This is a genomic window from Hydrogenophaga sp. (assembly GCF_030373225.1).
In the GTDB taxonomy this organism is placed as follows: domain Bacteria; phylum Pseudomonadota; class Gammaproteobacteria; order Burkholderiales; family Burkholderiaceae_C; genus Hydrogenophaga.
This window is the reverse complement of record NZ_JAUCZG010000011.1, coordinates 21,540-35,642: the sequence shown is the minus strand read 5'-3', so window position 1 is coordinate 35,642 and position 14,103 is coordinate 21,540. Positions and strand designations below refer to the sequence as shown.

The window sequence follows — 14,103 nt, the reverse complement described above, 5'->3', positions numbered from 1 at the left end:
GCGTCATTCGAACTCGACGATCGGTTGGTCGACCACCAGCGATTCGCCCTTGGCGGCCAGCACCTTGCCCACCACGCCGTCGGCCGCAGCGAACAGCACGTTCTCCATCTTCATCGCCTCGATCACCGCCACGCGTTCGCCGGCCTGCACCTTCTGGCCCGGCTGCACAGCCACTTCAACCAGCAGGCCCGGCATGGGCGAGAGCACGTATTTGCTCATGTCGGCCGGTGCCTTGAACGGCATGAGCGCATGCAGTTCGGCCATGCGCGGGGAAACCACCATGGTCTCGATGCGCGTGCCGTTGTGCTGCACCACCAGCGCCAGCGGGTTGCGCGGCGTGCCGCGCTCGATCTGCGCGGTGAAGGGCCGGCCGTTGCATTCACCGGTGATGCAGATGTCGTTCAGGCGTGACGGGCTGCTGATGGCGTAGCGCTGGCCGGCCACCGTGACCACGGCCGAGCCAAGCTGGCCCACCACCTCGTCCACATGCACCGGCTTGTACAGGTGCCCACCCGTGGAGCCGAGCACGATCACGCGAAAATCGTGCCCCACTTTCACGCCATAGCCCGGCAACTGGCCCGACAGGCCGGCGGCACGCTCGCGCGACTTGCGCCGCACGAAGGCGGCCAGCGCCACCAGAAAATCGGGGTCGGCGTGCGGCACGTCCTCGGCGCGGAAACCCTGGCCGTATTGCTCGGCAATGAAGCCGGTGTTGAAGTCGCCCGCCACGAACTTCGGATGCGCCAGCAGCGCGGCCTGGAACGGAATGTTGCTGCTGATCCCGCGAATCACAAAGGCGTTGAGCGCTTCGCGCATCTTCGCGATCGCGTCCGTCCGGTCCCGGCCGTGCACGATCAGCTTGGCAATCATCGAGTCGTAAAACATCGGAATCTCGCCACCATCCTGCACACCGGTGTCCACACGCACGCCGAGCAGGTCGACGGTGTTGCCTTGCCACATGCTCTGCGCAGGCGGCACAAAGCGCACCAGGCGCCCGGTGCTCGGCAGGAAATTGCGGAACGGGTCCTCGGCGTTGATGCGGCACTCGATCGCCCAGCCATCGCGCCTGACCTGGTCCTGGGTCAGCGGCAGCTTCTCGCCCGCGGCCACGCGGATCATCAGCTCCACCAGGTCCAGCCCGGTGATGCATTCGGTCACCGGATGCTCCACCTGCAGACGGGTGTTCATCTCGAGAAAGTAGAAATCCTGGTTCTTGCCGACCACGAACTCCACCGTGCCCGCACTCTGGTATTTCACCGCCTTGGCCAGCGCCACGGCCTGTTCGCCCATGGCCTTGCGGGTGGCATCGCTGATGAAGGGCGACGGCGCCTCTTCGATCACCTTCTGGTGGCGGCGCTGGATCGAGCACTCGCGCTCGTTGAGGTAGATCACGTTGCCGTGCGAATCGCCCAGCACCTGGATCTCGATGTGGCGCGGCTCCTGCACAAACTTCTCGATGAAGATGCGGTCGTCGCCGAAGCTGTTGCGCGCCTCGTTCTGGCAGGCGGTGAATCCGTCGAGCGCGTCCCTGTCGTTGAAGGCCACCCGCAGCCCCTTGCCACCGCCGCCGGCACTGGCCTTGATCATGACGGGGTAGCCGATGTCCCGGGCGATCTCCACCGCGCGCTCTGCGTTTTCGATGGCGTCGTTCCAGCCCGGGATGGTGTTGACCCTGGCCGCGTTCGCCAGCTTCTTGGACGCGATCTTGTCGCCCATGGCCGCGATGCTGAAGTGCCTGGGCCCGATGAAGGCCATGCCCTCCTCTTCCACCCGCTTTGCAAACGCTTCGTTTTCCGACAGGAAGCCGTAGCCAGGGTGGATGGCCTGGGCACCGGTCTGCTTCGCCGCGGCGATGATCTTGTCGGCCACCAGGTAACTCTCGCGCGAGGGCGCCGGGCCGAGCAACACGGCCTCGTCGGCCATCTGCACATGGCGGGCCTCCTTGTCGGCCTCGGAATACACCGCCACGGTGGCGATGCCCATCTTCTTCGCGGTGGCGATCACGCGGCAGGCGATTTCGCCGCGGTTGGCAATCAGGATTTTCTTGAACATGGAAATCTCTCCTCGTCGGGAATCAATTCGTTGGGCATGCAGATGTTGCTGAGCCCGTGACGTGCACGCCGTGTCCGCCTGCGCTCATGTCCCCCGCCGGCCTGCGGCCGGCTCCTCCTTGACTTCGCTGCGGCGGACACGGCATACACGTCGCTGCGAAGGGGCGTTGATTGCAATCGGCGGTCGGCCACAAACCCGGGAGTGGGCTGGTCGGGCGTTTTGCGTAGGTAAAGGAGGAGGCCGAAGGCCGGGGGACACGGAGCAAAACGTCCGGCCAGTCCGCTCCTGCGCGAGAACACATCACAGCGGGATGTTCCCGTGCTTGCGCCACGGGTTCTCCAACTTCTTGTCCTTCAGCATCACCAGCGAACGGCAGATGCGCTTGCGTGTTTCGTGCGGCAGGATCACGTCGTCGATGAAGCCGCGCGCACCGGCCACGAAGGGGTTGGCGAAACGGGCCTTGTACTCGGCCTCGCGCTGCGCCAGCTTGGCCGGGTCCTTTTTCTCTTCACGGAAGATGATCTCCACCGCACCCTTGGCGCCCATCACCGCGATCTCGGCATTGGGCCAGGCGAAGTTCACGTCGCCACGCAGGTGCTTGGAACTCATCACGTCGTAGGCGCCGCCGTAGGCCTTGCGCGTGATCACGGTGATCTTGGGCACGGTGCACTCGGCATACGCATAGAGCAGTTTGGCGCCGTGCTTGATGATGCCGCCGTACTCCTGCGAGGTGCCGGGCATGAAGCCGGGTACGTCGACGAAGGTGATCACGGGAATGTTGAAGGCGTCGCAGAAGCGCACGAAGCGCGCGGCCTTGATGCTGCTCTTGATGTCCAGGCAACCGGCGAGCACCAGCGGCTGGTTGGCCACGATGCCCACCGTCTGGCCGTCCATGCGCGCGAAGCCGATCAGGATGTTCTTTGCGTACTCGGGCTGCAGCTCGAAGAAGTCACCGTCGTCCACCGTCTTGACGATCAGCTCCTTCATGTCGTAGGGCTTGTTCGGGTTCTCCGGCACCAGGGTGTCCAGGCTGGTGTCCATGCGGTCGATCGGGTCACCGCTGGGTCGCACCGGCGCTTTCTCCCGGTTGTTCAGCGGCAGGTAGTTGTAGAGGCGGCGCAGCATCAGCAGCGCTTCCACATCGTTCTCGAATGCGAGGTCGGCCACGCCGCTTTTCGTGGTGTGGGTGATGGCACCACCGAGTTCTTCGGCGGTCACCTCCTCGTGCGTCACGGTCTTCACCACCTCGGGGCCGGTGACGAACATGTAGGCCGAGTCCTTGACCATGAAGATGAAGTCGGTCATGGCTGGCGAGTACACCGCACCACCCGCCGACGGGCCCATGATCATGCTGATCTGCGGCACCACGCCACTGGCCATCACGTTGCGCTGGAACACGTCGGCATAACCGCCGAGCGAAGCCACGCCCTCCTGGATGCGCGCGCCGCCCGAGTCGTTGAGGCCGATCACCGGTGCGCCGACCTTCATGGCCTGGTCCATCACCTTGCAGATCTTCTCGGCATGGGCCTCGGAGAGGGCGCCGCCGAACACCGTGAAGTCCTGGCTGAACACGAACACCAGGCGGCCGTTGATCATGCCGTAGCCGGTGACCACACCGTCGCCCGGGATCTTGTTGTCCTGCATGCCGAAGTCGGTGCAGCGGTGTTCGACGAACATGTCCCACTCTTCAAAAGTGCCTTCGTCGAGCAGCACCTCCAGCCGCTCGCGTGCGCTCAGCTTGCCCTTGGCATGTTGCGCGGCAATTCGTTTTTCACCACCACCCAGTCGGGCAGCGGCGCGCTTTTCTTCGAGTTGTTGAAGGATGTCCTGCATGGTTTTGTTCTCCAGGGAAAGCTTGGGGATCAGTCAAAAAGGTCGAGAAGCTGGCGGGCTGCGGTGCTGGCCGGCAAGGTGCCGGCCAGCACGCGCTGCGTGGTGTCGTCCAGCGCGGCGCGCACCTTCGGGTGCGCGCGAAAGCGTTGCTTGAGGCCGGCGTCGATGCGCTCCCACATCCAGGCGCGCGCTTGTTGCTGGCGGCGCATGGTCAACTGGCCGTTGGCGGTCTGCAACCCACGAAAGCGCAAGACCTCGGTCCAGAAGGCATCGACACCGCGGCCGAGCAAGGCGCTGAGCTGGATCACCTGCGGGTGCCAGACCGCGGCATCGTGGTGAACATGTTCTGGATGCCCCTGCAGACCCAGCAGTCGCAACGACGAAGTGATCTGTGCCCGCGCACGTGTCGCTGCGTCAGGGTCGATATCGGCCTTGTTGATGACCACCAGGTCGGCCAGTTCCATCACGCCCTTCTTGATCGCCTGCAGATCGTCGCCCGCATTGGGCAACTGCATCAGCACGAACATGTCGGTCATGCCGCTCACCGCGGTCTCGCTCTGGCCCACGCCCACGGTTTCGACGATCACCACATCAAAGCCGGCGGCCTCGCAGACCAGCATGGCCTCGCGGGTTTTTTCGGCCACGCCGCCCAGCGTGCCGCTGCTCGGGCTCGGGCGGATGTAAGCCTGTTCGTGCACTGAGAGCTTCTCCATGCGCGTCTTGTCACCCAGGATCGAGCCGCCCGAGACGGTGCTGGACGGGTCCACGGTGAGCACCGCCACCCGGTGGCCCTTGTCGATCAGGTACAGGCCCAGCACTTCGATGAAGGTGCTCTTGCCCACGCCCGGCACGCCACTGATGCCCAGGCGGAAAGCCTTGCCGGTGTGCGGCAGCAAGGCGGTGAGCAAGCCGTCGCCCTGGGCGCGGTGGTCGGCGCGGGTGGATTCGAGCAGCGTGATGGCCTTGGCGATGGCGCGGCGCTGGGGCATGGCTTCGCCATGCACAAGGGTGTGCAGTGTTCCCACTGCGTTGATGGGGGCGGTGTTCACAGGATGTCGAAGCCTCGCCCGTCGGGCAACCGGTAGCGTGAGAAATCGCGCACATCGGTGGTCATGATGGAGGTCACACCCGAGTCGGACGCCAGCCAGAGCAGCGATGCGTCGGCCAGGTCCATCTCGGTGCGCGGTGCTTCGGTGTAACGCTGCATCAGACTGACAAACTCTTCCAGCATCTCCTGCTGAAACGGAAACACCGAGAGCGCGCCCGCCCCCACCCAGCGCAGAAAGGTGTAGCGCTGCGGCGGCGCGAGCAGGTAGCTGGCCTCCACCACGCAAGGCCAGGTGGTGGAGAGCGACCAGTTCAGGTCGGCCGCCTTCTTGAACAGGTCCAGGTAGTGCTTGGCCCGAGGCTGCTTCGCCCCGAACACTGCCACCATCGGTCCGGCGTCAACCAGCACGGCTGCCATGCTTGGCCTTGAGTTTCTTCACAATGGCTGCGCGCGAGCCGTCGGTGTCGTAGGACTGTTCTTCACCTTTGAACGCCTTGGTCACGGCCTTGTATTGAGCTTGCGCTTCTTCGGCCTTCAAGGCCACCAGCAACTCATAGGGATTCTTGCGGCCGAGCGCGCGCTCCACCGCGTCCACGATGAACTGGGACTTGGTCACGCCCTGGCGGCGAGCGGCCAGCTCCAGCTCTTTCTCCAGCAAGGGGTCCATGCGAACGGATACAGCCATGATGATCTCCCGATTAATACCGTATTACGGTATCACAATCAGGCCTTGAGCGCCTTGCGGATCTGTTCCAGCACGTCCTTCGCACTCGCCGGAATCGGCGTGCCCGGGCCGTAGATGCCCTTGACACCGGCCTCGTACAGCATCTCGTAGTCCTGGCGCGGAATCACGCCGCCCACGAACACGATGATGTCGTCGGCGCCCTGCTTCTTGAGCTCGGCGATGATGGCCGGCACCAGGGTCTTGTGACCGGCGGCCAGCGTGGACACGCCGACCGCGTGCACATCGTTCTCGATCGCCTGGCGGGCGCACTCTTCGGGTGTCTGGAACAGCGGCCCCATGTCGACGTCGAAGCCGAGGTCGGCAAACGCCGTGGCCACCACTTTTGCACCGCGGTCGTGGCCGTCCTGGCCCAGCTTGCTGATCATCACGCGCGGGCGGCGGCCCTGCTCTTCGGCAAAGGCGTTGATCTCGGTCTTGAGGGCGTCCCAGCCCTCGGCAGAATCGTAGGCAGCTGCATACACACCGGTCACCTTTTGTGTATCGGCGCGGTGGCGCCCGAAAACCTTCTCCAGCGCATCGCTCACCTCGCCCACGGTGGCGCGCAGTCGCATCGCCTTGATCGACAGGTCAAGCAGGTTGCCCTCGCCGCTCTCGGCGGCGGCAGTGAGCGCATCGAGCGCGGCCAGCACCTGTGCACCGTCGCGGGTGGCCTTGATCTTCCCGAGCCGCTCGATCTGCCCGTCGCGCACCGCCACGTTGTCGATGTCGCGCGCCTCGATCGCGTCCTCGGTCTTGAGCTTGTACTTGTTGACGCCGACGATCACGTCGCGTCCGGAGTCGATGCGCGCCTGCTTCTCGGCCGCGGCGGCTTCGATCTTGAGCTTGGCCCAGCCGCTGTCCACCGCCTTGGTCATGCCGCCCATGGCCTGCACTTCCTCGATGATGGCCCAGGCCTTGTCGGCCATCTCCTGCGTGAGGCTTTCCATCATGTAGCTGCCGGCCCAGGGGTCCACCACGTTGGCGATGTGGGTCTCTTCCTGGATGATCAGCTGCGTGTTGCGCGCAATGCGCGAGCTGAACTCGGTGGGCAGCGCGATGGCTTCGTCGAAGCTGTTGGTGTGCAGGCTCTGGGTGCCGCCGAACACCGCGGCCATGGCTTCGATGGTGGTGCGCACCACGTTGTTGTAGGGATCCTGCTCGGTCAGGCTCCAGCCCGAGGTCTGGCAGTGGGTGCGCAGCATCAGGCTCTTCGGGTTCTTCGCGTTGAAGCCTTTCATGATGCGCGTCCACAGCAGGCGTGCCGCGCGCATCTTGGCGATCTCGAGGTAGAAGTTCATGCCGATCGCCCAGAAGAACGACAGGCGCCCGGCGAAGCCGTCCACGTCCATGCCCTTGGCGATGGCGGTCTTCACGTACTCCTGGCCGTCGGCCAGCGTGAAGGCGAGTTCGAGCGCCTGGTTGGCGCCGGCTTCCTGCATGTGGTAGCCCGAAATCGAGATCGAGTTGAACCTGGGCATGTGGCCCGCCGTGTACTCGATGATGTCGCCGATGATCTTCATCGACGGCTCGGGCGGGTAGATGTAGGTGTTGCGGACCATGAACTCCTTGAGGATGTCGTTCTGGATCGTTCCGCTCAACTGGTCCTGTGCCACGCCCTGCTCTTCGGCCGCCACCACATAGCCGGCGAGCACCGGCAGCACCGCGCCGTTCATGGTCATGGAGACCGACACCTTGTCCAGCGGGATCTGGTCGAACAGGATCTTCATGTCCTCCACCGAATCGATGGCCACGCCGGCCTTGCCGACATCACCGGTCACGCGCGGGTGGTCGCTGTCGTATCCGCGGTGGGTGGCCAGGTCGAACGCCACCGACACGCCCTGCCCGCCCGCGGCCAGCGCCTTGCGGTAGAAGGCGTTGCTTTCTTCGGCGGTGGAGAAGCCGGCGTACTGGCGGATCGTCCAGGGGCGCACCGCGTACATGGTGGCCTGCGGGCCGCGAATGAAGGGCTCGAAGCCGGGCAGCGTGTGGGTGTTGGGCAAACCGGCCGTGTCTTGCGCCGTGTAGAGCGGTTTCACACGAATGCCGTCGGGCGTGACCCAGTCGAGGGCGGACAGGTCGCCGCCGGGCGCCGATTTCTGTGCGGCCCGGGTCCAGGCTTCAAGAGGAACGGGAGGGAATTCGGGCGCTGTGTCGGGCGCTGTATCTGGCGTTGTGGAGCTCATGGCGGGCAATGGTTGGAATGTCGCGGGATCGGCCGGGATTTTATATCATTCATAATTATTGATGCAGAATATTCCTTGCGACTTACAATGCCGCCCATGTCCGCCCTCTCCCTTGCGCCCCGCGCCCTCTATGAAGAAGTCGCCGAACTGCTGCGCCAGCGCATCTTTCAGCGCGAGCTGGAGCCCGGCAGCTGGATCGACGAACTCAAGCTCGCCGAGGAATACGGCATCAGCCGAACCCCGCTGCGCGAAGCCCTCAAGGTGCTGGCGGCCGAAGGCCTGGTGACGATGAAGGTGCGGCGCGGTGCCTACGTGACCGAAGTGTCCGAGAAAGACCTGGCCGACGTCTACCACCTGCTGGCGCTGCTGGAATCCGACGCCGCCGGCGTGGTGGCCGAACGCGCCACCGACGCCGAACTGGTCGAGCTGCAAACCCTGCACGACGCGCTGGAAGCCGCCGCGGGCGAGCGCGACCGGTTCTTTTCGCTCAACGAGCAGTTCCACATGCGCGTGCTGGAACTCGCGCGCAACCGCTGGCGCGAGCAGATGGTGGCCGACCTGCGAAAGGTGATGAAGCTCAACCGCCACAACTCCCTGCTCAAGGCCGGGCGCATTCAGGAGTCGCTCGCCGAGCACCGCGCCATCGTCGACGCGCTGGGTCAGCGCAATGGCGCGCTGGCGGTGCAGCGCATGCGGGAGCACTTCCAGAACGGCCTGCAAGCCGCCGTCTGAGCCTTCGCCCTCAGGCGTTGAATGTGGCGCTGTGCCCCAGCGTCACGGCGTAGGTGGACGATTTCACCGTGTTCACGAAGTACCAGTCGCCGGTGGCGGCCGCCGGGGCGAAGGTCATCATCAGAAAACCCCGGCGCGACGTGTCGGTGTAGTTCAGCGTGTCGATCACCCCGGCGAAGATGCTGGCCACCTGCGCTGCAGGAATGGCCGAGAGGTACTCCTCCAGGCCGGGCGAACTCACCCCCGGCGTTGCAAACTCCTCACCCACTTTTGTGCCGTTGAGCAAGGTCAGGTCGTTGTGCCAGGCGTTGTGCGTGTCGCCGGCCAGCGTCACCAGCCGTTTGCCCTGGGCCGCTGCCGTGCCCAGCAGCACCTCACGCGCCACCGGGTATCCGTCCCAGGCGTCGAGGTTGTAGCCCAGCAATGGGTTGATCGCGGGATCGAGCAGGGCCTGTTGGGTCGGTGTGCGGGCCCCCGCCGGTGTGGCTTTGGCCGTGAGGTAGTCGGTGATCGCCTGCAGTCCGGCCGCCTGGGCCGCCGGATCGGTGTTCGCGGGGTTGAGCGCCTGCAGGATGGAGACCGGAAACGCCATGCGGCCCATCAGCACCTGCTGGCCCAGCACCTGCCAGGTGGCGCTGGACGCCGCCATCTGCTGCGACAGCCAGGTCTGCTGATCGGCGCCCAGCATCTGGCGCGTGGCTGACGTCAGGCTGGCCAGCGCCGCCGCCTGGGTCGCCGGGTTCACCAGGTCGGGCAAATCGACGCCTCTGTCGCGCCCGAGCAGGCGGGTCTCGAGCATGTGCAGCGACAGCAACTGGCCGAAGTCGAAGCTGCGGTAGATCCGGCGCAGATCGGTCATGTCGGGCGTGCGGATCGGCATCCACTCGTGCCAGACCTGCAGGGCTGCGGCCACGCGGTCGACAAACGCGCCCTCCACGCCTTCGGTGTGGTTCTCGGCACCACCCACCCAGGCGTCGTTGGCGATTTCGTGGTCGTCCCACACGGCGATCAGCGGCAGGCTGGCGTGCAGGCGCTTGAGGTCCGGGTCGCTGCGGTACTGGGCATAACGCTCGCGATAGTCGGCCAGCGTGAAGCATTCGTTGGCGGGGGTGCTCACGCGGCCCAGGGCCACCGCGTCCTGCGAGGCATAGCCGGTGGCCGGGTATTCGTAGATGTAGTCGCCCAGGTGCACCGCGTACTCGGCTCCCAGGTTCACCGCCTCGCTGTAGGCATGGAAAAAGCCGGCGGGGTAGTTGGCACAGCTGAACACCGCCAGCTTCACACTGGCCACGCCCGGGGCGGGCAAGGTGCGGGTGCGACCCACCGGCGAGTTGTTGCTGCCTTCGCGGAAGCGGTAGAAATAGCTTTGTCCTGCGCTCAGGCCGGTGGCATCCACCTTGGCAGTGAAGCCGCTCGCCAGGGTGGCCTGAACCTGACCGCTGGACACCCGCTGGGTGAAACCGGCGTCCGTGGCCACTTCCCAGCTCAGGTTCACCGCCGACAGCCCGTCTGCCGGGGCCGCGTGGGTCCAGAGCACCACCCGGTCGGCCAGCGGGTCGCCGCTGGCCACGCCGAAATCGAACCGGGCTGGTGTCGTTGCGGCGACCGTGTCGTCATCGCCCCCGCCGCAGGCCGAGAGCAGGCCTCCCGCCGCCACGGCGGCAGACGCGGAAGCCACACGGATGATGAAACTGCGCCGATTGGAAAACGCCATGACGGATCCTGTTACCCAACCCGGAGCAGGCTGGCTGGGTGCAGCTTGGCGGCCGAATTTGACAGGGCCGTGAATGGCCCGTGAGGCCCTTGGGCTCGGCAGCGGCGGGAAGTCCGTCGGCGCCTAGGCCCAGAACGGATCGAGGCGGTCGGTGAAGGCGGCCAGGTCTTCGAAATACGGCAAGGCCCCGCCTTCAATGGCGTGGAACTGCCAGTTCGGGCGCTGCTCCACCGTCACCTTGCCCTGGTAATCGGTGAAGTCGCCCAGCGTGGCCATGCTCACCCACACCGGGCAGGTGACCGCCTCGTACAAGGTGTTGATGTCGCGGCTGAACAAGCCCGCCGAGACAAAGTGCAGCGGCGCAAAACGCGCGCCGGGCTGGCGCGTGGTGAGCACGTCGTAGCGCCACAGCGCTTCGTCGATGCGTTTGGAGCCCCAGGTGCGCTCCAGAAAGTAGCGGATCACGCCGGGACGGGTGAGGTTGCGGTAGATGCCCCGGGTCCAGAACGGCCAGGACAGGATCCTGAACAGCCAGGCCTGGAACAAGGTGCTGCCCGCTGGCCCGTGGCGCCGCTTGGGACCGCTGAAACCGGTGGGGCTGACCAGCGCCATGCGCCGAACCGTGTGGGGCGCCTCCTGCTGCGCGCGCACCACGAACTCGCTGGCCAGCGACACACCGAGCACGTCGATCGCCTCCACGCCGTGGGCCTGGCGCATGTGCGCGAGCAGCGCATGGATCGCGTCCGTCATCAGGCGCGGCGTGTAGACGCGGTCGCTGCGATCGGAGAAGCCGAAGCCCGGCAGGTCCAGCGCATACACCGCCCGGCGCCGGCGGCAGTGCTCGAACAGCGGCGCCACCTCGGCCGCCGAGCCGGAGGCGTTGACGCTGTGCACCAGCAGCACCGGCGGCAGGTTGGCCGCGCCCGACGCGGGCCAGGCCCGGTAGGCGCTCACGCGGCCGGCCGCCGTGTCGATCTCGAAACGTTCGGCGTCGAGCGCCGGGGGCAAATCAGACATGGTGACCTTGTGGGAGGGAAGGTGTCACGCCAGCGTGGCGGGCGCGGGCCGGGATTCGACGTCGATGCTGTCCCGTGCCATCGCCCAGACCTCGCGCGGCGGCAGGGGTTTGAGGCGGTGGTCGCTCCAGATCTGGCGCCAGCGCCGCGCGCCGCGCAAGCCGTGGCGCAGGCCCAGCATGTGGCGTGCGATCGCGTACCAGGGGCAGCCGTCTTCAGCGAAGGCGCGCTCCATGTAGGCCACCATCCGTTCTTCCACCTCCTCGCGCGAGATCGCACCGGGTGCAGCGCCAAAGAAGGTTTCGTCCCACGAGGTGAGCAGCCAGGGGTTGTGGTAGGCCTCGCGCCCCACCATCACGCCGTCGACCTGCTGCAGGTGTTCGGCGATCTGCGCGTTGGTCGTGATGCCGCCGTTGATGCCGATCGTGAGCCCGGGAAAGTCGCGCTTGAGGCGGTAGGCCAGTTCGTAGCGCAGCGGCGGCACCTCGCGGTTTTCCTTGGGCGAGAGGCCGTCGAGCCACGCGTTTCGTGCGTGCACCAGGAACACCTTGCAACCCGCCTCGCTCACCGTGCCCACGAAGTCGCGCACGAAGTCGTAGCTCTCCACCCGGTCGATGCCGATGCGGTGCTTCACTGTGACGGGGATGGACACCGCATCCACCATCGCCTTCACACCGTCGGCCACCGTCTGCGGCTCGGCCATGAGGCAGGCACCGAAGGCGCCACGCTGAACGCGGTCGCTCGGGCAGCCACAGTTGAGGTTGATCTCGTCATAGCCCCACTGCTCGCCCAGCCGGGCGGCAAAGGCCAGCTCGGCCGCGTCGCTGCCACCGAGCTGCAGGGCCACAGGGTGCTCCTCGGCGTTGAAGCGCAGGTGCCGCTGAACGCTGCCGTGCGCCAGCGCACCGGTGGTCACCATCTCGGTGTAGAGCAGGGTCTGCTTCGTCAGCAGGCGGTGGAAGTAGCGGCAATGCCGATCCGTCCAGTCCATCATCGGCGCGACAGAGAGGCGCCAGGGGCTCGATGGAGCGGTTTCTCCTATGAAAACAGGTTGATTTGGCTCTATCTGATTCACGCTGGTTTGCTCACTTTTCGCCCCATTTTGTTCTATGAGTGCTACATTGAGTGCTACAAAACTTCAATGTAGCACTCCCATGGGAACGATTCTCTCACGCAAGCGCCAAGACGGCACCGTCGGCCACACAGCGCAAATCCGGCTCAAAGCAGACAGCAAGGTCATCTTCACTGAGTCCAAGACCTTCGATCGAAAGCCCGCTGCGCAGGCCTGGCTGAAGAAAAGGGAAACCGAACTGGCGCAGCCCGGCGCTCTGACCAAGCCTATCGACCCCCTGCTCAGGGACGTGATCGACCAGTACAACCGGGAGAAGCAGAAGGCGCACGGCAAGACCAAGGCCCAGGTACTCAACACGATCAAGGATGCCGAGATCGGCGCCCTGCACTGCTCTCAGATTACCAGTCAGGAATTGGTGAGATTCGCACAAAGCCTCGACGCAGAGCCGTCCACGCGTGGCAACTACATTTCCCACTTGGCATCGATCTTCAGCGTGGCCAAGCCAGCATGGGGCTACCCACTGGAGAAGCAGTCCATTGATGATGCGCGGATAGTGCTCGGCAAGCTGGGACTCATAGGTAAGTCTAGGGAGCGCAACCGCCGCCCTACCCTGGTGGAGCTTGACAAGCTCATGGGCCACTACACCGTTGCCGAGGCCAAGCGAAAAGACATCATCCCCATGACCAGGCTGATCCTGTTCGCCATCTTCAGCACCCGGCGCCAAGAGGAAATCACGCGTCTGGAGGGCAAGGTTCTCGACAGGACCAATCTAGAGATTGTTGTACGAGACATGAAAAACCCAGGTGAGAAGATCGGCAACGATGTCACAACAACGCTCACGCCAGAGGCCTTGAAGCTGATTGAGCTGCAGCCAGCGACCGAGGGAGTCATCTGGCCCTATAACGCCCAGTCGGTGAGCGCATCATTCACGCGAGCCTGCGTTTTGCTCGGCATTGATGACCTGCACTTCCACGACTTGCGCCACGAGGGCATCAGCCGCCTGTTTGAGTTGGGCTGGAGCATCCCCCGTGTCGCATGTGTCTCTGGTCATCGGTCGTGGACCAGTCTGAAGCGTTACACGCACCTGCGGCAAGTCGGCGACAAATACGCAAACTGGCCGTGGTTGAAGACAATTCTCGGGAAAACCGCGAGCGGGCTTCAAACGTCAAACACCAAATCCAAGTCACGCAACATTGCAAAGTAAAAGCTGATTGGTGTTGCAGCCACCCGAGGACGGTTTTTCAGACCATGACTGTTGGCGCCGTCGCCAAATTGAGCCACCTGCCGACCGTCGACTGAGCAAGAGCAAACGAGTTGCAAGTGGCGTCAAGCTTGGATTTAGGTGCGCTCAATCCGGCTCACCGCAAAGCCGGCGCATGGCTCAATTCAACGTCGGCGACAACAATCCCGGACAAGGGCAGGTTGATGGACGCGCTGGATGGTCTGAATCGCCGGTATGGACGGGGCACGATCCTGCTCGCCAGCACGGGGCTGCAGGGCGAGCGCAGACAGTGGTCAATGAAGCAGGAACGCCGCACGCCGCAGTACACGACCCGCTGGGAAGACATGCCTGTGGTGCGCGCTTGACCCACCCAAAAAGAGGGGCGCCGCTGGGCATCTGGTGCAGTTTTTTGTGGACGTTTGGAGCCACCTGAATCCATAATGCGCCAGGGTCGATTTGAACAGTCGGCCTCTTCAGTGAAAAGTCGTGTGACAGCGCTTTTTCCAT

At 64.8% G+C, this 14,103-nt stretch carries 12 protein-coding genes; 3 read left to right on the top strand and 9 right to left on the bottom strand.

The window, feature by feature from the left end:
• Positions 1–3 precede the first annotated feature (3 nt).
• The 6 genes from QUV35_RS08180 to scpA form a co-directional block, all read right to left on the bottom strand.
• Entirely contained in the window at positions 4–2,052 is a 2,049-nt protein-coding gene (locus QUV35_RS08180; protein ID WP_300872543.1) for an acetyl/propionyl/methylcrotonyl-CoA carboxylase subunit alpha, read from the bottom strand.
• 300 nt (positions 2,053–2,352) lie between these two features.
• A complete protein-coding gene (locus QUV35_RS08175; RefSeq protein ID WP_300872541.1) occupies positions 2,353–3,885 on the bottom strand; it encodes an acyl-CoA carboxylase subunit beta in 1,533 nt (510 codons plus the stop codon).
• Positions 3,886–3,914: 29 nt separating this feature from the next.
• On the bottom strand, positions 3,915–4,919 hold the full coding sequence (gene meaB / locus QUV35_RS08170; protein WP_300872708.1) for a methylmalonyl Co-A mutase-associated GTPase MeaB: 1,005 nt from the start codon (positions 4,917–4,919) through the stop codon (positions 3,915–3,917).
• 11 nt (positions 4,920–4,930) lie between these two features.
• Positions 4,931–5,350, bottom strand: coding sequence for a hypothetical protein (locus tag QUV35_RS08165; protein WP_300872539.1), 420 nt, complete (start codon positions 5,348–5,350; stop codon positions 4,931–4,933).
• On the bottom strand, positions 5,331–5,618 hold the full coding sequence (locus tag QUV35_RS08160) for a CopG family transcriptional regulator (protein ID WP_300872537.1): 288 nt from the start codon (positions 5,616–5,618) through the stop codon (positions 5,331–5,333). Before QUV35_RS08160 ends, QUV35_RS08165 begins: the two co-directional genes overlap by 20 nt.
• A gap of 38 nt (positions 5,619–5,656) precedes the next feature.
• Positions 5,657–7,840: a methylmalonyl-CoA mutase gene (gene scpA, locus QUV35_RS08155; protein ID WP_300872535.1), complete on the bottom strand. Its 2,184-nt coding sequence runs from the start codon at positions 7,838–7,840 to the stop codon at positions 5,657–5,659.
• 96 nt (positions 7,841–7,936) lie between these two features.
• Here scpA and QUV35_RS08150 point away from each other — a divergent pair, with 96 nt between their 5' ends.
• Complete coding sequence (locus QUV35_RS08150; protein WP_300872533.1) at positions 7,937–8,572, top strand: GntR family transcriptional regulator; 636 nt, start codon at positions 7,937–7,939, stop codon at positions 8,570–8,572.
• 10 nt (positions 8,573–8,582) lie between these two features.
• Here QUV35_RS08150 and QUV35_RS08145 read toward each other — a convergent pair whose 3' ends face one another.
• From QUV35_RS08145 to dusA, 3 genes are all read right to left on the bottom strand, one after another.
• On the bottom strand, positions 8,583–10,286 hold the full coding sequence (locus tag QUV35_RS08145) for an alkaline phosphatase D family protein (RefSeq protein WP_300872531.1): 1,704 nt from the start codon (positions 10,284–10,286) through the stop codon (positions 8,583–8,585).
• Between the two features lie 123 nt (positions 10,287–10,409).
• Positions 10,410–11,303 (bottom strand): alpha/beta fold hydrolase, encoded by an 894-nt coding sequence (locus QUV35_RS08140; protein WP_300872529.1) that lies wholly within the window; start codon positions 11,301–11,303, stop codon positions 10,410–10,412.
• Between the two features lie 24 nt (positions 11,304–11,327).
• Positions 11,328–12,344 carry a tRNA dihydrouridine(20/20a) synthase DusA gene (gene dusA / locus QUV35_RS08135; RefSeq protein ID WP_300872706.1) on the bottom strand — a complete coding sequence of 339 codons (1,017 nt, stop codon included), beginning with the start codon at positions 12,342–12,344 and terminating at the stop codon, positions 11,328–11,330.
• Between the two features lie 112 nt (positions 12,345–12,456).
• Between dusA and QUV35_RS08130 the strand changes: the two genes are divergently transcribed.
• Positions 12,457–13,578 (top strand): tyrosine-type recombinase/integrase, encoded by a 1,122-nt coding sequence (locus QUV35_RS08130; RefSeq protein ID WP_300872527.1) that lies wholly within the window; start codon positions 12,457–12,459, stop codon positions 13,576–13,578.
• Between the two features lie 128 nt (positions 13,579–13,706).
• Entirely contained in the window at positions 13,707–13,961 is a 255-nt protein-coding gene (locus tag QUV35_RS08125; protein ID WP_300872524.1) for a DUF4113 domain-containing protein, read from the top strand.
• The last annotated feature ends 142 nt before the right edge of the window (positions 13,962–14,103 follow it).

What these genes read in the sequence shown, in the direction of transcription:
- QUV35_RS08180 (WP_300872543.1), bottom strand. Translation starts at nt 2,052, where the DNA reads ATGTTCAAGAAAATCCTGATTGCCAACCGCGGCGAAATCGCCTGCCGC.
- QUV35_RS08175 (WP_300872541.1), bottom strand. Translation starts at nt 3,885, where the DNA reads ATGCAGGACATCCTTCAACAACTCGAAGAAAAGCGCGCCGCTGCCCGA.
- QUV35_RS08165 (WP_300872539.1), bottom strand. Translation starts at nt 5,350, where the DNA reads ATGGCAGCCGTGCTGGTTGACGCCGGACCGATGGTGGCAGTGTTCGGG.
- QUV35_RS08160 (WP_300872537.1), bottom strand. Translation starts at nt 5,618, where the DNA reads ATGGCTGTATCCGTTCGCATGGACCCCTTGCTGGAGAAAGAGCTGGAG.
- scpA (WP_300872535.1), bottom strand. Translation starts at nt 7,840, where the DNA reads ATGAGCTCCACAACGCCAGATACAGCGCCCGACACAGCGCCCGAATTC.
- QUV35_RS08150 (WP_300872533.1), top strand. Translation starts at nt 7,937, where the DNA reads ATGTCCGCCCTCTCCCTTGCGCCCCGCGCCCTCTATGAAGAAGTCGCC.
- QUV35_RS08145 (WP_300872531.1), bottom strand. Translation starts at nt 10,286, where the DNA reads ATGGCGTTTTCCAATCGGCGCAGTTTCATCATCCGTGTGGCTTCCGCG.
- QUV35_RS08140 (WP_300872529.1), bottom strand. Translation starts at nt 11,303, where the DNA reads ATGTCTGATTTGCCCCCGGCGCTCGACGCCGAACGTTTCGAGATCGAC.
- QUV35_RS08130 (WP_300872527.1), top strand. Translation starts at nt 12,457, where the DNA reads ATGGGAACGATTCTCTCACGCAAGCGCCAAGACGGCACCGTCGGCCAC.